General features: G+C 34.0%; 22 protein-coding genes. 21 read left to right on the top strand and 1 reads right to left on the bottom strand.

Going from position 1 to position 19,670, the window contains the following annotated elements:
* Window positions 1–19 precede the first annotated feature (19 nt).
* The 12 genes from NAMH_RS07000 to NAMH_RS06945 all read left to right on the top strand — a co-directional run bounded on the left by NAMH_RS07000 (window position 20) and on the right by NAMH_RS06945 (window position 13,196).
* The gene (locus NAMH_RS07000; protein ID WP_015902481.1) at window positions 20–358 is read left to right on the top strand and encodes an NADH-quinone oxidoreductase subunit A; all 339 of its coding nucleotides are present in this window, start codon (window positions 20–22) and stop codon (window positions 356–358) included.
* A complete protein-coding gene (locus NAMH_RS06995) occupies window positions 342–815 on the top strand; it encodes an NADH-quinone oxidoreductase subunit B (protein WP_015901732.1) in 474 nt (157 codons plus the stop codon). Before NAMH_RS07000 ends, NAMH_RS06995 begins: the two co-directional genes overlap by 17 nt.
* A gap of 9 nt (window positions 816–824) precedes the next feature.
* Entirely contained in the window at window positions 825–2,474 is a 1,650-nt protein-coding gene (locus NAMH_RS06990) for an NADH-quinone oxidoreductase subunit D-related protein (RefSeq protein ID WP_015902513.1), read from the top strand.
* Window positions 2,475–2,483: 9 nt separating this feature from the next.
* The gene (locus NAMH_RS06985; RefSeq protein ID WP_015902312.1) at window positions 2,484–3,455 is read left to right on the top strand and encodes a complex I subunit 1/NuoH family protein; all 972 of its coding nucleotides are present in this window, start codon (window positions 2,484–2,486) and stop codon (window positions 3,453–3,455) included.
* A gap of 1 nt (window position 3,456) precedes the next feature.
* A complete protein-coding gene (locus NAMH_RS06980; RefSeq protein ID WP_015902118.1) occupies window positions 3,457–4,041 on the top strand; it encodes a 4Fe-4S binding protein in 585 nt (194 codons plus the stop codon).
* Entirely contained in the window at window positions 4,038–4,505 is a 468-nt protein-coding gene (locus tag NAMH_RS06975) for an NADH-quinone oxidoreductase subunit J family protein (protein ID WP_015901992.1), read from the top strand. The genes NAMH_RS06980 and NAMH_RS06975 overlap by 4 nt, the downstream gene beginning before the upstream one ends.
* 2 nt (window positions 4,506–4,507) lie before the next feature.
* Complete coding sequence (locus NAMH_RS06970) at window positions 4,508–4,816, top strand: NADH-quinone oxidoreductase subunit NuoK (RefSeq protein ID WP_015902741.1); 309 nt, start codon at window positions 4,508–4,510, stop codon at window positions 4,814–4,816.
* Window positions 4,809–6,662 carry an NADH-quinone oxidoreductase subunit 5 family protein gene (locus NAMH_RS06965; RefSeq protein ID WP_015901831.1) on the top strand — a complete coding sequence of 618 codons (1,854 nt, stop codon included), beginning with the start codon at window positions 4,809–4,811 and terminating at the stop codon, window positions 6,660–6,662. The genes NAMH_RS06970 and NAMH_RS06965 overlap by 8 nt, the downstream gene beginning before the upstream one ends.
* On the top strand, window positions 6,663–8,090 hold the full coding sequence (locus NAMH_RS06960) for a complex I subunit 4 family protein (protein WP_012663838.1): 1,428 nt from the start codon (window positions 6,663–6,665) through the stop codon (window positions 8,088–8,090).
* Complete coding sequence (locus NAMH_RS06955; RefSeq protein ID WP_015902286.1) at window positions 8,090–9,427, top strand: NADH-quinone oxidoreductase subunit N; 1,338 nt, start codon at window positions 8,090–8,092, stop codon at window positions 9,425–9,427. The genes NAMH_RS06960 and NAMH_RS06955 overlap by 1 nt, the downstream gene beginning before the upstream one ends.
* A gap of 31 nt (window positions 9,428–9,458) precedes the next feature.
* On the top strand, window positions 9,459–11,729 hold the full coding sequence (locus NAMH_RS06950) for a tetratricopeptide repeat protein (RefSeq protein ID WP_015902190.1): 2,271 nt from the start codon (window positions 9,459–9,461) through the stop codon (window positions 11,727–11,729).
* Window positions 11,730–11,834: 105 nt separating this feature from the next.
* A complete protein-coding gene (locus NAMH_RS06945; protein ID WP_012663509.1) occupies window positions 11,835–13,196 on the top strand; it encodes a class II 3-deoxy-7-phosphoheptulonate synthase in 1,362 nt (453 codons plus the stop codon).
* Window positions 13,197–13,208: 12 nt separating this feature from the next.
* Here NAMH_RS06945 and miaA read toward each other — a convergent pair whose 3' ends face one another.
* The gene (gene miaA, locus NAMH_RS06940) at window positions 13,209–14,063 is read right to left on the bottom strand and encodes a tRNA (adenosine(37)-N6)-dimethylallyltransferase MiaA (protein ID WP_012663992.1); all 855 of its coding nucleotides are present in this window, start codon (window positions 14,061–14,063) and stop codon (window positions 13,209–13,211) included.
* Between the two features lie 75 nt (window positions 14,064–14,138).
* Between miaA and mqnP the strand changes: the two genes are divergently transcribed.
* From mqnP to rpmA, 9 genes are all read left to right on the top strand, one after another.
* On the top strand, window positions 14,139–14,978 hold the full coding sequence (gene mqnP, locus NAMH_RS06935) for a menaquinone biosynthesis prenyltransferase MqnP (protein WP_015902723.1): 840 nt from the start codon (window positions 14,139–14,141) through the stop codon (window positions 14,976–14,978).
* Complete coding sequence (locus NAMH_RS06930; protein WP_015902526.1) at window positions 14,978–15,487, top strand: hypothetical protein; 510 nt, start codon at window positions 14,978–14,980, stop codon at window positions 15,485–15,487. Before mqnP ends, NAMH_RS06930 begins: the two co-directional genes overlap by 1 nt.
* Entirely contained in the window at window positions 15,480–15,944 is a 465-nt protein-coding gene (locus tag NAMH_RS06925; protein WP_015901753.1) for a DUF6115 domain-containing protein, read from the top strand. Before NAMH_RS06930 ends, NAMH_RS06925 begins: the two co-directional genes overlap by 8 nt.
* A gap of 114 nt (window positions 15,945–16,058) precedes the next feature.
* Window positions 16,059–16,481 carry a 50S ribosomal protein L13 gene (gene rplM, locus NAMH_RS06920; protein ID WP_012663498.1) on the top strand — a complete coding sequence of 141 codons (423 nt, stop codon included), beginning with the start codon at window positions 16,059–16,061 and terminating at the stop codon, window positions 16,479–16,481.
* Between the two features lie 5 nt (window positions 16,482–16,486).
* Window positions 16,487–16,879, top strand: coding sequence for a 30S ribosomal protein S9 (rpsI, locus tag NAMH_RS06915; RefSeq protein WP_228368718.1), 393 nt, complete (start codon window positions 16,487–16,489; stop codon window positions 16,877–16,879).
* A gap of 214 nt (window positions 16,880–17,093) precedes the next feature.
* On the top strand, window positions 17,094–17,927 hold the full coding sequence (locus tag NAMH_RS06910) for a patatin-like phospholipase family protein (RefSeq protein ID WP_015902400.1): 834 nt from the start codon (window positions 17,094–17,096) through the stop codon (window positions 17,925–17,927).
* A gap of 607 nt (window positions 17,928–18,534) precedes the next feature.
* Window positions 18,535–18,906: a RidA family protein gene (locus NAMH_RS06905; RefSeq protein WP_012663745.1), complete on the top strand. Its 372-nt coding sequence runs from the start codon at window positions 18,535–18,537 to the stop codon at window positions 18,904–18,906.
* A gap of 85 nt (window positions 18,907–18,991) precedes the next feature.
* Entirely contained in the window at window positions 18,992–19,303 is a 312-nt protein-coding gene (gene rplU / locus NAMH_RS06900; protein ID WP_015902176.1) for a 50S ribosomal protein L21, read from the top strand.
* 14 nt (window positions 19,304–19,317) lie between these two features.
* Window positions 19,318–19,581, top strand: coding sequence for a 50S ribosomal protein L27 (rpmA, locus tag NAMH_RS06895; RefSeq protein WP_015902555.1), 264 nt, complete (start codon window positions 19,318–19,320; stop codon window positions 19,579–19,581).
* The last annotated feature ends 89 nt before the right edge of the window (window positions 19,582–19,670 follow it).

Raw genomic sequence — 19,670 nt, 5'->3', positions numbered from 1 at the left:
TTTCCAAAAAGGAGTTTAAATGGGAACAATTTTATTCTTTGCGGCGGGAACGCTGTTAGGTGTAATACTATTATATTTATTAGGTATAGCGGTTGCACCACTAAATCCAAGTGAGATTAAAAATGACCACTTTGAGTGTGGATTGCCTCCAAGTAGTGAAGTTCCGATGAAAGCGAATTTCGGATACTTTATATTTGCGATAGCATTTATTGTATTTGATATGGCAGGTCTGTTTTTTAGTCTGTTTGTATTTGCTGATTCTACGGATGCCTTAAATTGGGCAATGGTATTCGGAATATTATTATTCGCAGCTATTACGATTAGTATGAAGGAGTATAGAAATGCTAAAAGTGCTTGATTTTTTTAATTACGCAAGGAGTAAATCTCCTTGGATTGTCCACTTCTGTAGTGGATGCTGTTCATTAGAAATGCTTGCGGCTATGGGGCCGAGATATGACTGGGAGAGATACGGATATATTATGACTCCTACTCCAAGACAAGCAGATATTATGTTTATTACTGGACTTGTGAGTAAAAAAATACTTCCGGCTCTTCTAAGAACATACGAACAAATGCCAGAACCGAGATACGTTGTTGCAATCGGTGCGTGTGCATATGATGGAGGACCTTATAATGATTCCGTATCTGTTATTAAAAATATGACAGAGATTCTTCCTGCAGACGTTTTCGTAGCAGGATGTCCTCCAAGACCGGAAGCGATTATCGCCGGACTTGAAGAACTTAAAGAAAAAATTAAAAGAGGCGAGCCGAGTGCATCAAGCCAAGGTGGCCTCTGGAAACAAATGAAATTTTAAAGGGCTCTCATGGAAAACATTAAAAATATTTTAAACAAATATGATATGGAATATGTAGAGGATTATAAATCTACATGGGTGAAAGCCAAATTAAAAAATAAAGATGATTTATTAAATGTTATAAAAGATTTAAAGCAAGCAGGTGTAAAAACTTGCTCAACAGTGAGTCCAACGGATTTTATTGATGAAAATAAAATTGAAGTAAACTATTTTTTAGAAGATTTGTTCGGTAAAAAAAATGTTTGGCTTAAAGTGGATATCGAAAGAGATCTTGAAAATTGTGAAATAGATTCAATTACGCCACTTATGCCAAGTGCGAATTGGCATGAGCTTGAAGCATATTCAACATTCGGAGTTAAATTTAAAGGGCATCCTGATTTAAGATATTTCTTAATAAGCCGTGATTATTACGGTAAGTTTCCATTTAGAAAAGATTTTGACTGGAAGGCACATGAAGAAAATTTAATACAAAATATCAATGATATTACTGAAGAGTATTTTGAAGAATACGAAGAACACGAAGAAAAGTTAGGACATGAAGGAAGTAGAACGGTTCTTAACTGGGGACCTACACATCCTGCAAGCGGACCTATTAGACTTAAAGTTTATACAAACGGAGAAAATATTGAAAAAATCGAGCCTGATATCGGATATGTATGGAGGGCTCTTGAGCATTTGGCTGAAAGAAAAGACTTTATCGGTACTATTGTTGCAGTTGAGAGAATCTGCTTTATGGATAATCCAAACCCGATGATCTGTTACTCTCAGGCGGTTGAGGAGATTGCAGGTAAAGAAATTACTGAGTTTGCTAAATATATGAGAGTAATACTCGGAGAAACAGGAAGAATTGCTTCACACTTGATTTCACTTGGTGGTTTCTTCGGAACAATGGGGCTTCATACATTTATGATGTGGTGTCTTGATATTAGAGAATACTTCTTGGATGTACTTGAAGATTATTCAGGAGCAAGAATTGCAACAGCATGTGTCGAACCTGGAGGAGTCAGATATCCGCTTAATGACTATAAGGCATGGTTTGAAGGTATCAATAAAGCCATTAAAAAATTTGAAGACACGAAAGCTGATATTACTGATATCTTTATGAAAAACCCGTTAATGAATACAAGGGCAAAAGGCAACGGGGTGTTTACTCTTGATGATGTTGCGGAATATTACCTTGCAGGTCCTATCGCAAGGGCGAGCGGTGCTAAAATAGATGTAAGAATTGATGAACCATATGCGGCATATGATAAACTTGAAATGGAATATGCGACTTGTGAGAACGGTGATGCAAGAGATAGGTTATATATTATTTTCAAAGAATTAGAACAAGCTATGGATTTAATAAAACAAGCTATGGCAAAAATAGAAGAAGGTATAGAGGCCGGTGAAATGGATCCTAAAAAAGATCATTTGGTAAAAATGCCAAAAAGAATGCCGGCGGGTGAAGCTGTATCAAGAATCGAATGGGCGAGAGGTGAGATTTTAATGCATCTTGTTACTCAGGAAAAATCAACAAGTCCATATAGATTAAAAATTAAAGCACCGAGTGTTAACCATACTATGATGCTTGATAAATTACTAAGAGGTAAAACCCTTTCAGATATTCCGTTATTATACGGAAGTATGCATATCTGTCAGGGTGACCTGGATAGATAAGGAGCGAAAATGAGCGTAGGAGCAATGTTATTTTATATTTTGGTTTTTCCGGGTCTGCTGTTTTTACTTGCATGGACATTTTTCGTATTTTATTTTGCAAGAAAAACATTAGCTTATATACATAAAAGGGTTGGACCTCATTTTAACGGTCCAGCAGGTACACTACAAACGATATTTGACGTATTTAAACTTTTAACAAAAGAGTCGATTACTCCAAAAAGTGCTGACCCTTATTTGTTTAATATTATTCCGATTATTACACCTTTAGTGGCGGCATTGCCGGTAATCTTGATACCTTGGACGCCGTTAATCAATAACGGTCATGGAATTTTAGACACTCAATACGGTGTATTAGGTTTAGTGGTATTGATCGGTGTTGAACCTTTTTTACTTTTCCTAACAGGGTTTGGATCAAACAATAAATATTCATTCCTTGGCGGTATGAGAATTTTGGCACAGATGCTTTCAATGGAAGCACCGTTTTTCCTTGCAGCGTTAGCTCCGGCATTATTGTTTGGTACAATGAATTTATATGAAATTCAATCACAAAACACATGGCTTACGACATTGATTTTATTACCGGGTGCAGTTATATTTATTATTGCAATGCTCGGTATTCTTGAACAACCTCCGTTTCATATCCCTGATGCGGAACAAGAAATCGTTTACGGATTCTATACAGAGTATGCCGGTACAAACTATGTACTTTTAAAATTTGCGGAATTTACTGAAATGTTAGTTGTATCAGCTGCGGCTGTAGTACTCTTTTTCGGAGGATACAGAGGGCTGTTCTTTGACAGTTTCTGGTGGCTGTTTTTAAAAATAGCACTTCTTGCGGTAGTAATGGTTGCAATTAGGGCAAGTAACCCGAGATTAAGACTTGACCAGATGCTTAAATTCTGCTGGAGCTGGTTGACTCCTTTAGCAATTCTAAACTTAGTTTGGATAATTTTTGCAAAAATATATATTTTAGGAGCTTAAGATGTTTTTTAATATTATTGAAAAGATTGTAAGGGTTACAAAAGCATTAACTGAACCGAGAATTGCTACTAAAGACGTAACAAAAGATACTATGCACCATTCACCGATTTTTAGGGGTATGCATGAAATAAAATACGATATTTGTACAGGGTGTGAAGCTTGTGCGAAAATATGTCCGGTTGATGCCATTGTAATGGAACCGCTTCCTATTAAAAGACCGAAGGCGTTACCTGAGGTAAATTTAGGTATTTGTATTTTCTGTGGGCTTTGCGAAGATGTGTGTCCTACCAAACCGGAAAAAGCTATCAAACTTAGCGGTGGTACTTTTGAAATGATCACTGGTGGAACGGACGAAGATATTAAAAATTACTGGGTTAAACCGGAAGTTCCACAAGAGTGGATAGAGCAGAAGAAAAAAGAAGAAGAAGAAAAAGCAAGAAAAAAGGCTGAAATGCTTGCAAAGAAAAAAGCAGAAGCAGAAGCTAAAAAGAAAGCGGAAGCTGAGGCAAAAGCTAAAGCAGATGCTGAAGCAAAAGAAGCCGAATCAGAAAAGAAACCTGAAGCTGGCGAAGGAGATGCACAATGAGCGTATTGATATTAGCATTGGCAGTTATTTTGGCAGTAATGTCATTAACGCAAAAAAACACTGTTCCTGCAGTATTGGCATTTGTTATGATGATGTTTTTACTTGGGATTTATTATATTTTAATGGATGAGAAGTTGTTAGGGTTGTTCCAAATTTTCGTATATACAGGTGGTATTGTTGTGTTAACACTTTTCGGTGTTACTGTGATCGGGGCAAAATTCCCTAAATTCGAAATCAGACCTTGGGCGGTTGCCGTTGTTACTGTTGTTATTATCGGGCTTTTAATAATTCCGTTTATTTTACCTCCTATTCCGTATGAAGGTAAAGTTATTCCTTTAAAAGATCAGGTGAAAGTATTTACAGATTTTTATGCAGAAATTGCAATATTTATGGGTGTTGTGGCTGCAAGTGTTCTTTATGGAAGTATCAGAATGCTGCATACACTAAAACATGAAAAGGAATAAAGATGGTTAGTTTTTACATTGATGCGATATTCGCAATAATACTTTTCGGAGTAGGATTATACGGAGTTACAAGTAAAAGTGACTTTTTAAAAATATTTTTTTCACTTGAGATTTTATTGAATGCTGTAATTCTGTTTTTAGCGAGTGCGGCATATCACTTCGGACTTACAAGAGGACTTGCTGTAGCATACGTAATTATCGTAATTGCTACTCTGGAAGCAGCGGCGGGTGTTCTTATATTCTTGTTAAGTTATAGAATTACGGGCGAAATAATCCCAGATAAATTAGATAAGGCGGTGAGCGATGAATAATGCAGTATTAGTATTACTATGCGCACCGTTTTTAGGCGCGGTGCTTGCGTATGTATTAGGGAAAATGAAAATAAATTTAGCGTTTTGGGTAGCTGAAATTGTTGGAGCGATGTTGTTTTTGGCGAGTATTGTGATTTTTCTAAATTACAGCGATACGCCTATAAATATCGATTATACATGGATTGCGTACGGTGATTTAAAACTGCCGTTTGGTATTTACATCGACCATTTAAGTATTGTAATGCTTTTAATAGCGACAGGACTTGGATTTGCTGATATTCACTTTGCACATGATTATATGGGTGACGATCCGGATCAGCCGAGATATTACGCAAAAGTACTGTTCTTTATCGGCGGTATGATTTTACTTGTTATTACAAAAGATTTAATCGGTGCGTTTGTTGGTTGGGAATTCATGGGACTTGCATCATATGCATTGATTAGTTTCTGGTATTATAAAAATTCTGCAGCAGATGCAGGTATGCAGGCATTTTTATATACAAGATTCGGTGATATTTTTATTTTAGCTGCTATCGGATTACTTGTATATTACACTGGTACACTAAATCTTGTTGAATTGAATGAAATGGCAAACGCGGGAGAGTTGCCTAAAACTGTAGCTCTTGTTGTTGCATTATTTATTTTTATGGGTGCGATCGGTAAATCAGGTCAATTCCCGTTATATCCATGGTTAATGAATGCTATGGAAGGTCCTACAACAGTATCAGCGTTAATCCATGGTGCAACAATGGTTAACTCAGGTATTTATATCGTAGCAAGACTGTTTGATTTCTTTGCATATACTGATGCCTTATTTATAGTTGCAAACGTTGCGGCACTTTCAGCGTTTATCGGTGCGAGTAGTGCGCTGGTTCAAAAAGAAATTAAGAAAATTTTGGCATATTCGACTATGTCACACTTATCAATTGCTTTTGTAGGACTTGGAGTGGGAAGCCTTGCGGCTGGTATGCTACACCTTGTAAACCATGCAATCTTTAAAGCGTTATTATTCTTAAGTGCAGGTGCTGTTATCTATATAGCACACCATACAAAAGATGCTTGGAAATTAGGTGGTCTTATTAAAACAGCTCCATTTGTAGCGTTATTTATGGCAATGGGTTCATTATCTCTTGCTGGTGTTCCGCCGTTTAGTGGATATTTTTCAAAAGAAGCGGTTGTTGCAGCTGCTTGGGCGAATGGTAATGAGTTTACAAAAGTTTTCGTAACTATTGCTGCATTATTGTCAATAGCATATATTACAAGATTATGGGTTCTTATATTCTTAGGTGAGCCGAGAAACGAAGATATTGCAGGTAGTGTACACGCACCAAGTAATTTATGGATTAGATTACCGTTAGGTGTGTTAGCTGTTGTTACATTGTTCATCTCAATCTGGCAGGCTGATATAGTTCATTTCATATTAAACGGAAAAGAAGAAGTTGAACCTCATATTGCGGGGCTTGCGGCATTTATGCTTACCGGAATGATGATACTGTTCTTAATTGTTGTTGGCCTATATGTTAAAGGACTTAACTTACTATATAAAATAGCATCACATCATTTTGTACAAACAATTCATCAAATTTTATTCAACGGTTACTATGTTGAAAGAATGATTACTTGGATTTCTAAAACAATCGTTGTTAATGCTGTCGCAAAAGCTGCAAGATGGTTTGATACGAACGTAATAGATTATCTTGTAAACGCTACTGTTCCTGCTACACAAGGTGTGTACAAAGTATTTAGAGCTGGGCATAGCGGTAAAATAGGCACTTATATGGGTCAATTCGTAATTGGTGTTGCAATAATCGTTATTGCTATCTTAATAATTGTAAAGGGGCTGTAAATGGTGGCTATTGATATAATATTCGCTCCGATTTTCTTGTCGGTTCTTTTATATTTTCTGACAAGAAACAATCAGGACTTGGCAAAGTATATTGCACTTGGATGGTTTATCGTTCAATTTTTTATAGCATTTAGTTGGTATAACGCACTTCCGCAGGAAGGGTTTTTAGAACTTGGAAGCTTTTTAAGCGTTCCTCAGTTTGGTTTTGAGCTTACACTTAGAGTGGATGCGTTGAGTGTAGCAATGCTTCTGCTTACGGCAGCTTTATTGATTTTAGTTGTATTTACGTCGTGGGAAGAGAAAAATCAAGCTGCATATTTCAGTTTGCTTGTTTTATTTAGTGGTCCGATTTTCGGAGTATTTATGACTACAAATGTATTATGGTTCTTTATGTTTTGGGAGCTTACTCTTGTTCCAATGTTTTTCTTAGTTGGATTTTGGGGTGGAGAGAGAAGAATTTATGCAGCGGTTAAGTTTTTCTTATACACACACGTTGCAAGTATGTTTATGTTTGTTGGATTCTATTTATTATATAAACAGACAGGATATTGGGATTTAACATTAATTAGAGAAACTGCTCTTGCAACGCCTGCGTTAATCTGGTGGTTTATGTTTATCGGATTTGCGGCGAAATTACCAGCATTTCCATTCCATACATGGCTTCCTGACGCACACGTTGAAGCACCAAGCAGTATTTCAGTATTACTTGCTGGTGTACTTCTAAAAATGGGTGCGTACGGGTTAATCAGATTTACAGTAGAACTAATGCCAATTACTACACAAGAGTTTTCAATCTGGATGTTAATTATCGGTCTTAATACGACACTGTTTGCAGGTATGCTTGCTATATATGAAAGACACATCAAAAAAATGGTTGCATACAGCTCAATTTCACACATGGGTCTTGTTGTTGTAGCAATTGCAACAATGACATACGACGGTTTAAGTGCGGCACTTTATGAAATGATCGGTCACGCACTTGTTATTTCACCACTGTTCTTAATTGCAGGATGGTTACATCATAAAACACACACATGGTATATGGACGAAATGGGCGGCATCATGAAAAAAGCTCCTTACGTAAGTGCTATATTTATACTTGCAGGTATGGCTGCACTTGGACTTCCGGGTACAATGGGATTCGTAGGTGAGCTTACAATTATCGTATCAGCAATTAAGTCATTCGGATGGTGGATTGCAATAATCGCAATCGCTTCACTTATCAGTGCCGGATATATTATCTGGGCAGTTAGAAGATCAATTCACGGTGAAATGTCACCAATTGTTCAAAAAGCTGAATTTACAATGAGTTTCCCTGAAAAAGCAGCATTGGCAATTTTTGCACTATTGATTGTTTATTTCGGTATTCAACCACAGCCGATATTTGATTTAGCAAATAAAGCATTTAGCTTTCTTGGAGGTATGTAATGAGTTTCATAGTATTAATAGCGGCGGGATTACTGGTACCGGTATTTTATAAAAGCAATATTTTTATTGCAAAATTAATTGCAGTTGCTGCATTTATAGCAAGTGCAATATTAGTGTATAACGGTATGAGTTTAAATAGTGTGTTTCCGTTTTTTGTTTTGGACAGTTCTACACAGTTAATGGAATATGTACTGCTTGCAACATTAGCGGCGGTAACACTGTCTTTAACAGGTTTTGAGAGACCTTTAATAGCACAGATGCTTTTTGTTGCAGGTGCAAGTATTGCGATACTTGAAACAAATAACTTCTTTTTATTTATAGTTTTATTTGAGGTAATTGCTATTATTTCTTATGTTTTAGTTGCAAATATCAGAAACTTCTATAATGCTGAAGGTGCTATTAAAGCATTTATAGCAGGTGCTGTTGCGAGTGGAATTATTTTACTTGGTTTTGCTCTGTTTAGTTTTGTAACTGATAGTTTTAATTATGCTGAAATGAATGTTCACGGTAAATTTACTCTGATTGCTGTTGCAATTATGTTAGCTGGTATTTTCTATAAACTTACTGTAGTTCCTATGCACGCATGGGCTGCTGATGCTTATTCGCAAGTAAACCACGCTGCTGCGGCAATTTTAAGTGGTGTTATTAAAAGTGTGATGCTTGTAGCGGTATTTAAAGCGTTTTATAAGTTTTTAATCGCATATCCTACATCAACAGTACTTATTTTCAGTTTCTTTGCAATTTTGACAATGACACTGGCAAACTTTATGGCATTATGGCAAAAAAGAATTTCTAAAATTTTGGCATATTCGTCAATCGCTCATAGTGGTTATGCATTAATTCCATTTGCAGCGGCTGCAAGTGTTTATTCTTATACTGGTGTGTTATATTACGCAATTGCTTACATTTTCATGCAGACAAGCGTGTTTTTGATTCTTAACGATTTAAGAAGAGAAGCGGGTGTTAAATATCTTGAAGACATTAAAGGACTTGGAAACAAAGCTCCTGTGCATGCCCTGTTCTTTACAATTCAGCTGTTTTCACTTGCGGGTATTCCATTGCTTGCAGGTTTCTTATCAAAAGCGGTAGCGTTTTATGCAGGTATCGATGCGGGTCTATGGCCGATAGTACTTGTTGCATTACTAAACTCTGCGCTTGCAGTGGCTTACTATGCATGGATTGTTAAACACATTTATTTTGATAAACCTGTAGAAGGAACAATTAAAAAAATTAATATTTCAAGTGGAAGTTTAATAGGACAACTTATACTCTTAATAGGAACAATCTATTTCGGTATCGTAGCTACTCAAGTATTTAACACTACAATTTCAATGTAGTCTTTTGCTATAATTAGCAAAAAGGCTGAAGTTGAAATTTTTTCTTCTTTTATTTTTTTTCGTAAATTTATTCGGATTAGAAATCAATGTAGATTATTTTAAAAATAATACTTCATATGAAATACTCACTATTACAAATGAACAGCCTTTTACGTGTATAAAAAAAAACCAACAGAGTGTCGAATGCTATTTTGACAAATCACCAAGTACTCCTGTTTTTAAAACAAGTACGATTTTTTTTAACATAAAACCTCAATTCAAAGATAATAATTTTTCAATTCTTTTCAATATTAAAACGCATTTTTTATTGAAGTCATTTGAAGACAATTTATTAAACAATGCTACAATAGGTATAAATCCTAAAAAAGCAAAAAAATGGGTGATAATAGCCGGTAAGAACACTCCTTTTATAGAAACAGACAATAATCGACAAGGACTTGATTTTTATTATATAAACTCGCCTAAACCCTTCATCGGTACTATTGATGAAAACGGTAATCCTATAAATATTAACAATCAGGCAAAAGATGTTATTAAATACTTTGAAATAAAAAAGGCTTATGAAAAAGGTAGAGACGTTTTAGATGAAATAGATCAGTTTGTAAAAGATTATCCTAATTCAGTATTTGTTCCAGATGTAGAATTTTTAAAACTGAAGATTTTGGACTCGGAAAACAAACCTGAAGAAGTGATTACGCTTGCAAAAAAATGGATTAAACAGTTTGCATTTAACGAAAATTTGCCTAAAGTATTATTAATAATTGCTAAAAATTATACGAAATTAGGTTTTATGACGGATGCGAGTTATTTTTATCAAAGAATAATTACCGAATATCCTAATACTAAAGAAGCGTATCTTGCAATGATATACTGGGCTGATCAAATGTATATAACCGGTGATAGTAAAAAAGCGTTTGAACTTTATAAAAAAGCATTATATTCGACTAAAGATGTAGATATAGCTTCACTTGCAGCATTGAGGCTTGCACAAAGGTATATGGATAAGGGAGATATTAAAACGGCATTTGAATATTATAAAAGAGTTTATCAGGCAAATAAAGATTTTATATTAAAAGATAAGAAAAAAGCGTTTGAGTTAGCCAAAATGCTTGCATCACACCAGTTGTACTCCTTAGCTATAGATATAGGTGAGGATTTAATCAAACGATTAAAAAAACTTGATGATTTATATGAGCCGCTTGAATATTATTTGGCATTATGGTCTTATGATGCAGGAGATTTTAAAAAGGCAGATTATTGGATAAATAAGTATTTGAATGAATTTCCTTACGGTGATTACAGTGATCAGTTGAAATCTTTAAGAGATAAAGTGCTGTTTGAAGTTAGTGACGGAAATGTAACGGAACAGCTGAAAAAAATAGATGAAATAATAGAAAAATACAAAGGTCAGGATATAGCCAATAAAGCTCTTTATAAAAAAGTGATGCTTTTATATAAATTAAAAAAATACGATGAAATACTTAAAATGTCAGACGAAATTAAAAAAATAGATGACAAATACATGAAAAATAAAGAAGAGTTCTTAAAAGAAGTTGCAAAAAAATATGCAATAGAATTGTTAACAAATAAAAAATGCCTAAAAGCGGTTGAGATTATTAAAAAATACAAACTTGCTTTAGATAAAAAATATGATTTGGATATTTATAAATGCGCAATTAATACAAGAAATTACGATTTGGCGTCCGTTGTTTGCAATAAATACTTAAATTCTCCTGACGATAAAGTTTTTGTGGAATGGATGAAAAGAAAAATAACCGCATTGGAAGGCCTTGGTGATTATAACGGAATTGTGATGTCTGTAGATGATTTGTGTCAGGTTATGAAAAAAGGATGTTATGATTATCAGCTTAAAAAATTCTTTGCACTTTGGAAATTAAAAAGATATAAAGCAGCTTTAAAAGTTGCAAAAATTTTAGAAACAAAAAGTGATATAAGAAATACGGATGCTTTTATTAAGATTGTGAACTGGGCGCTTCAAAACAATGATACGTTAATGGCTGCGCAGTTTGCGAAAAAAATTATAGATCTGCAAAACAGATTTAAAGCATATCCGTACTCGCCATTTGTTGAGTTTACATATGCAAAATATACAAAAAACAAAAAAGACGCGATAAAAGTATTGCAAAACCTCTTACCGAGAGTAAAAGGGGAAGATAAAGCAAGAGCGCTTTATATGCTTGCAAATCTTACGGGAGAAAAAAAATATATTCAACAGTGTGTAAAAATTAAAGATTCTAAATTATGGAAAGGTTTATGCAAGGATGCATTGGATCTTTTTTAAACGAATAGTTATAGTTTGGTTAACTAAAATTTATTATACTTGCAAAAATTTGAATTTATTATAAAAATTTAATAATATTTCGGATATTAAATATAAAGGCTGAAAATGAAATGGACGAAAGAGAGTTGGAGAGATAAACCTATTAAGCAACAACCGACATATGAAGATATAGAAAAATTAAAACAGGTTGAAAAAGAGCTTAGTAAATATCCTCCATTAGTGTTTGCGGGGGAAGTTAGAAATTTAAAGAGCAAATTAGAAAATGTATGTGAAGGTAAAGCGTTTTTACTACAGGGTGGAGACTGCGCGGAGAGTTTTGCGGAGTTTGACGGTAACAATATAAGAGATATGTTTAAAGTAATGATGCAAATGGCAGTGGTGCTTACATTCGCAGGAGGACTTCCTGTTGTAAAAATCGGAAGAATCGCAGGGCAGTTTGCAAAACCGAGAAGCAGTGATTTTGAAGAAAGAGACGGAGTAAAACTTCCAAGCTACAGGGGAGATATAATCAACTCTATCGAATTTACTCCTGAAGCGAGAAAAGCTGATCCTGAGAGGATGTTAAAAGCGTACAACCAGTCAGCTGCCACTATGAACCTTTTAAGGGCATTTGCAAAAGGTGGTATGGCTGACCTTAGAAAAATTCACAAGTGGACGCTTGATTTTGTTAAGGAATCTCCGGAAGGACACAGGTTTGAAGAACTTGCCGACAGAATTACAGAGAGTCTGAAATTTATGGAAGCTGTCGGAATTACACCTGAGAATACGCCTGTACTAAGAGAAACGACTCTATATACTTCACACGAAGCATTGCTTTTAAATTATGAAGAAGCTCTTACAAGACAGGATAGTCTCACAGGAGACTGGTATGATTGTTCTGCACATATGTTATGGATAGGGGATAGAACGAGAGATCCGAATGAGGCTCACGTTGAATTTTTAAGAGGGGTAAAAAACCCTATAGGTATTAAAGCAGGTCCAAGTATGACACCGGAAGGGCTTATTGAGCTTATAGAAAAACTAAACCCTGAAAATGAAGCCGGAAGATTAAACGTAATCGTAAGAATGGGTGCTGATAAGATAGAAAAAGAATTCCCTAAACTTTTAAAAGCCGTAGTTGATACAGGTAAAAAAGTTATCTGGAGTATAGATCCTATGCACGGTAATACAATTAAAACATCAAGCAATATCAAAACAAGGGAATTTGACAAAATTCTTGCGGAAGTAAAAGGATATTTTGCAGTTCATGAAAGTTTCGGAACGTTCCCGGGGGGAGTTCATCTTGAAATGACGGGTAGAGATGTTACGGAATGTATAGGTGGGTCATATTCAATCAGTGAAAAAGACCTTGAAAAAAGTTATGAAACTCATTGTGATCCGAGACTGAATGCAAAACAGGCGCTTGAATTATCTTTCCTGATTGCGGATCTTCTAAAACAGTCTATTAACAAAAACCCTCAAATTTAATAGAGGGTTTTTTTATTTTATTTCTGATAAAATAATTTCTTCTAATTCTTCAAGAGGTGCTGAAATCTTTTTTTTAAACTGAGTTTTATTAAACGTCTGCTGTCTTTTTGCGAGTCTTGCAGTGTTTGTAATTATTTTTTCTTTTAAGGTTTTTAATGTGTATTTTCCGTTGAAATAATCAAGAACTTCTTTAATACCTATGGCTTTTAATGCCGGAAGCCTTCTGTCACGGTATTTTTTTTCAAGATACGCCACTTCGTCGATAAGACCGGAGTTGAACATTTTATCGGTTCTTTTTTTTATCCGCTCTCTCAAAACGCTTCTATCAACCGCAATTTCAAAAATGGGAATATCGGGAAGGACCGGTTTTGGAGGGTTGTTTTTGAAATAAACGCTTGGAGGTGTTTTTGTAGCAAAATATATCTCAAGACCCTTTTGTATTCTGTATGTATCGTTCGGTGAGATTTTGGAAGCGAAATCTGGATCCACAGATTCAAAAAAAGCGTAGTCTTTTTGTTTGGCCTTTTTTTTGATTTCATCGGTAATTTCAGGCATTTGTGATATGCCTTCAAGCATGGCTTTTAAATAAAACCCGGTTCCTCCGACTATTATTATGTTTTTATGAGGAATTTTTTTATATATCTCTATAAACTTCATAACATCGAATTTTTCATTAGGATATATTTCATTTACACCGTAATGTTTTACTTTTGAGAGTTCTTCTTTTGAAGGTTTTGCTGAGGCTATGTCTATTTCTTTATAAATACTCAGTGAATCAAGTGATAAAATTTCATAATTAAGTTTTAATGCGAGTTTTATTGCCAAATCACTTTTTCCGCTGGCGGTAGGACCTATAATAGCAAACATCTTCACCTTTTTTGTTACAATTATACAAAATAAGTTGTGAAGTTGATAAGTTGTGAAGCTGTAAGGAGACACATAATGATAAAAAAATATATGGAGCTTGTAAAATTTTCCCATACGATTTTTAGTATACCTTTTATTTTGATAGCTATGGTGGTGGCCGCTGACGGGTGGTTTGGATGGAAACTACTATTTTTAGGCATATTGGCAGCCGTTAGTGCAAGAAACTTCGCAATGGCGGTAAACAGGCTTGTTGACAGGGATATAGACGCCAAAAACCCAAGAACACAGGAAAGACCGTCTGTTACAGGGGAAATAACGGAAAGTCAAATTAAACTTTTCATACTTGCGAACGCTTTAATTTTTATAGGTGTGGCTTATTTAATCAACCCTTTGGCGTTTAAACTTTCTATTCCTATTTTGATAGTGCTCGGGGGATACAGTTATTTTAAAAGATTCAGTGAATTTGCACATCTTGTACTTGGAGTGTCTCTTGGTCTCGCACCTATAGCCGGAGCTATTGCAATTACGGCATCGATTCCTTGCTGGTCTGTATTTTTGGCTCTTGGAGTAATGTTTTGGGTGGCGGGATTTGATATTTTGTATTCTCTTCAGGATATGGAATTCGATAAAGAAGAGGGGCTTCATTCTATACCCGCTCTTGTAGGTGAAAAAGGAGCTATTTTTATATCAAGTATGTTTCATGTCTTCAGTGTTGTGTTTTGGGCGCTGTTTGCGGCGTATGCCAATCTCGGATTTTTCGGATGGCTGGCGGTTGTGCTCGGAGGGGTGATGCTTTATTATGAACAAAAACTTGTAAGACGCGATTTTAAAAACATTCCAAAAGCATTTTTTGACGTTAACGGTTATCTCGGAATTGCGTTTTTGATTTTAATTATTTTGGATAAGGTTTCATAATGCCAAGACTTATACCCGCTTATATTGAATTTGAGTTTAGTGAGTATAACGATAAACTCAAAGAAGAATTTGACAAACTCGGAAGTGAAAGTGACGATCCTATAGGACAGTATATAAAGTTGGCAAAAGCAAGAGGAGAGACGAAAGAGACGGATCCGGTTTTGCTTGAACTGTTAATAGCTCTTCACAGAAAAGTAGATGAACTTACTGCATATGTAAAAAACGAAAAAAAAGAGCTCATAAAGCTTGATTATAAAACGGAAATCGAAAAAATAGGTTTTGAGTATTTTGAAATTAAAGAAAATCTGTTTAAACCTAAAATGAAATATTACGGAAGAATGTCTTTGCCTGTTTTTCCTCCGAGGGACGTTCCTGTAGTATTTGAAGCCGAAAATGAAAAACTTGCTAAAATTTTACTTATGCATGAAAGAGATGTAAAAGATTACAATGCGTTTATTATGGCAAGAGAAAGGGCTATTATTAGAGAGATGAAGGGGAAAAATGGGTAAAATAGAAATTATAATGTTTTTGGGGCTTAGCGGGTTCATACTGTTTTTATTTTTTTATATGTTAAAAAGAGACAAAAATGTGGATTCAAAATTGGCCGCAATGGAATTGGCATTGGAAGATATAAATCAGGAAGTATACAAACTTAAAAAAGAACTAAACAACAAAGATACCCAAAGAATGCTCGAAGAAATGGAAAGCGTAATTGAGAAACTTGTTGAAAATATTAAAAAAATGGAAGAAAAAAACATTAAATACATAAAAGAGCTTGAAAATAAGCTCTTTAGTGTCGAACATTCAATGAAAAGTAAAATGGTTGATTTTTCTAATATTAATAAAACGGATGAGCAAAGAATTATTAATCTTTATAAAAACGGATATTCTATTGAAGAAATAAGCAGAGAACTTAGAATTCCTGCGGGCGAGGTTGAGTTGGTTATTAAATTTCAGAGCTTTTAAAAGTAAAAAAAAGTCTTTTTCTTTGCTTTTTTCTTAAACTTTCCTTAAATTAAGGTTCTTTTAAGTTTTCTAAACTAAAATTCCATACCTAAAAAATTCACAAAAGGTGTGATAATGAAATTTACTAAATCAATTAGAGAAGAAGATGTTAAAAGAGATTGGATTTTAATAGATGCAAAAGATAAAGTTTTCGGTAGAATTATTACTGAAATTGCTACAATTTTAAGAGGTAAACATAAACCTTATTATACTCCTCATGTAGATTGTGGTGATTATGTTGTTGTAATTAACGCTGATAAAGTTAAATTTTCAACATCTAAAAAATTAGAAGACAAATACTATAAACACACAGGATATTTTGGTAACCTAAAAGAAGAGACAGTTGAAAAACTTCTTAACAACAATCCTGAAAAATTATTCAAATTAGCAACAAGAGGTATGCTTCCAAAAACAAAACTTGGAAGAAAGATGCTTAAAAAATTAAAAGTATACGCAGGTGAAAATCATCCTCATACAGCTCAAGTAAAGGGTAACTAATGAAAATGCACGGAAGAATTTACGCAACAGGAAAAAGAAAAGAAGCAATCGCTAAAGTATGGTTAAAAGCTGGAAGCGGGAACATTACAGTTAACGGTAAACCGTTAGATGAGTTCTTAGGTGGAAGAGAAGCTCTTAAACTTAGAGTTAGATGGCCATTAATGCTAACTAAACAAGAAAATGCAGTTGATATTGACGTAAAAGTTTTCGGTGGTGGTTTTGCTGCTCAAGCTGATGCGGTTAAACACGGAATTTCTAAAGCGTTAGTAGAATATGCGCCTGAGTTTAGATCAATTCTTAAACCTGCAGGTCTTTTAACAAGAGACGCAAGAAAAGTAGAAAGAAAAAAATACGGGAAAAAGAAAGCAAGAAAATCTCCACAATTCTCAAAAAGATAATTTTTTATCTTTTTTCTTTTTATTACACTTTATTAAGTGTCTGGCACTATATAATTCTTTTTTTAAAATTGTATATTAGTATATTTGTATATTGCTTATTGGATTTTAAGTGATTAAGTTGTGAAGTTATTGAATTTTTTTAGTTTCTTTCTTATCTATTCATTATGTAAAACAGTGCATTTTTTTTGTTAGAATATCAATAAAAAGGATATTAATGAAAATCTCTTTGGTATTAAGCGGAGGAGGTGCCAGAGGCTATATTCATATCGGAGTAATTGAAGAATTAAAGGCTCAAGGATATGAAATAGCTTCAATAAGCGGTACTTCTATGGGAGCGTTAATCGGTGCACTTGAAGCATGCGGTAAGTTGGATATATATAAAAAATGGGTAGAAGAACTTGAGCTTATTGATATCCTGAAATTTATCAAACCGCCGTTCAAATTAAACGGGGACAAAATATTTAATAAAATCAAAGAACTTGTGGGTGAATACAATATTGAAGATCTGCCTATAAAATTTACTGCAGTAGCCACTGATTTGAATAAAGGAAAAGAGGTATGGTTTCAAAAAGGACCTTTGTGGAACGCCGTAAAGGCTTCCGCTGCAATTCCTGGAGTATTTGAACCTGTTAGATTTCATAATATGCTTTTGGTAGACGGAGGGGTTTTAAACCTAATGCCGGTGGCTCCTGTAATGAGTGATATGACAGATTTGATTATTGCAGTTAACTTATATGGGGATGAAAGTAAAAACTTAAATGTAAAATATAAAAAAGAGACAAAAAAGAAAATAAATCTTCTTCATGAAATGTGGGATAAAATATTTGAAGAAAAAGAAGATCCTACCAATATGTCTATTGAGCTTATGATGCAGGTTATTTTTAGATACAGAAGAGCAGAATATACGCCTGATATTGAAATTAAATTCCCAAAAGACACAGCAAAATGGTATGAGTTCCACAGAGCCTTGGAGCTAATAGAAATAGGGCGTCAATATACAAGGGAAGTTTTAAAAAATGAAAAATTAAAAGCGAAAAGTGAAAAGTAAAAAAAATCTAAAAAGCGGGATATCTGAAAAATAGTAAGATTTTTTAGGGTGTAGAAAGAATTGAATATTGAAGCTGGAAATGAAGAGTTTAATATAGGGAATTATGTATATAAAATGGGAAATATGAAAGAAATATTGAGTTTTATATAAATCATCAACTATTTAGTGTAAGGTATTGTAGGAGTAGAGGTGTTGTTTATTAATGTGTTACCAAATAGCGTATTTTAATTTCTTGCACTTTGTTGGGTTTTGTTTGATATTAAGAAAGGCTCTAATTCAATTTTATATCAATCATTGAGCGTTTAGTATTGAATAGTACAAACCCAGTTTCTTAAAAGATTAATAAAATAATTAATAATATATAAATTTATCAAAATTCTAATACATTAAAAAATTAATTAACATTAATAACTATAGCAACTTAACAATTCCAAAAACTAATAACCAATACACAAATAACCAATTAACCTTAAACTAAAATACCCGCTTATCTGTTTTACAGCTTTATGAACCGTATAAAATATCAATATCTAATACACCAATAAACCATAACGACACCATACTATTCAAGGTGTAATGTGATATAATTTCGCAAAAAGGAGAGTATATGCAAAAAATTTATACTAAAAATGCTCCCGAAGCAATAGGTCCGTATTCTCAGGCAGTTAAAGTAGGTAATTTTATATATACATCCGGACAGATAGCATTGACACCAGAGGGTGATTTTTTAGATGTTGATGTAAAAACTCAAACAAAACAGGTATGTGAAAATTTAAAAGCTGTTCTTGAAGCTGCAGGGGTAAAACTTGAAAATGTTGTAAAAACTACAATATTTTTGGATGATATAAACAATTTCACTGCGGTAAACGAAGTATACGGTGAATATTTTAAACATAAGCCCGCAAGAAGTACTGTTGCGGTAAAAGAACTTCCAAAAGGTGCAAAAGTAGAGATCGAATGCGTGGCATTTGTAGAATAAAAACTTAAAGTTTTCTTAATTTAAGTTTAGTTTAAGGAAATATAGTTAATATTTCATCCTAAAAAACCAATAAAGGGTTAACAAAATGTATGCAGTTATTAAACATGGCGGAAAACAATATAAAGTAAGCGTTGGAGACGTATTAGAACTTGATAGAATTGAAGGTGCTGAGCCTAAATCAAGTATAGAACTTAATGAAGTATTATTAGTTAAAGGTGATGATACTAAAATCGGTGCGCCTACAGTAGAAGGTGCTAAAGTAGTAGCAGAAGTAATTAATAATGCAAGAGGAAAAAAAGTAATCATCTTCAAAAAAAGAAGAAGAAAAGACTCAAGAAAAAAAAGAGGTTTCAGAAGAGACTTCACAAGAGTTGTAATTAAAGAAATCGTAGCTTAATTTAAGGAGATTCCATGGCACATAAAAAAGGACAAGGGTCAACTCAGAACAACAGAGATTCTGCTGGTAGAAGACTTGGCGTTAAAAAATTCGGAGGAGAATTCGTAAGAGCAGGTAATATTATTATCAGACAAAGAGGAACAAAAGTTCACCCTGGTAATAACGTTGGACTTGGAAAAGATCATACAATTTACGCTTTAATCGACGGATACGTAAAATTCGAAATTAAAGATAAACAAAGAAAAAAAGTTTCAGTATACCCAATCGAAAACAACTAATTCTCTCTTTCCCCCACTTTTTATTTCATAATTTGATAAAATTCATAATTAGTTAATGGCTAATAGCTAATAGTTATTGGCATATGTAA

Source organism: Nautilia profundicola AmH (genome assembly GCF_000021725.1).
Classification (GTDB): Bacteria; Campylobacterota; Campylobacteria; order Campylobacterales; family Nautiliaceae; genus Nautilia; species Nautilia profundicola.
This window is presented reverse-complemented; position numbering and strand designations above follow the sequence as displayed.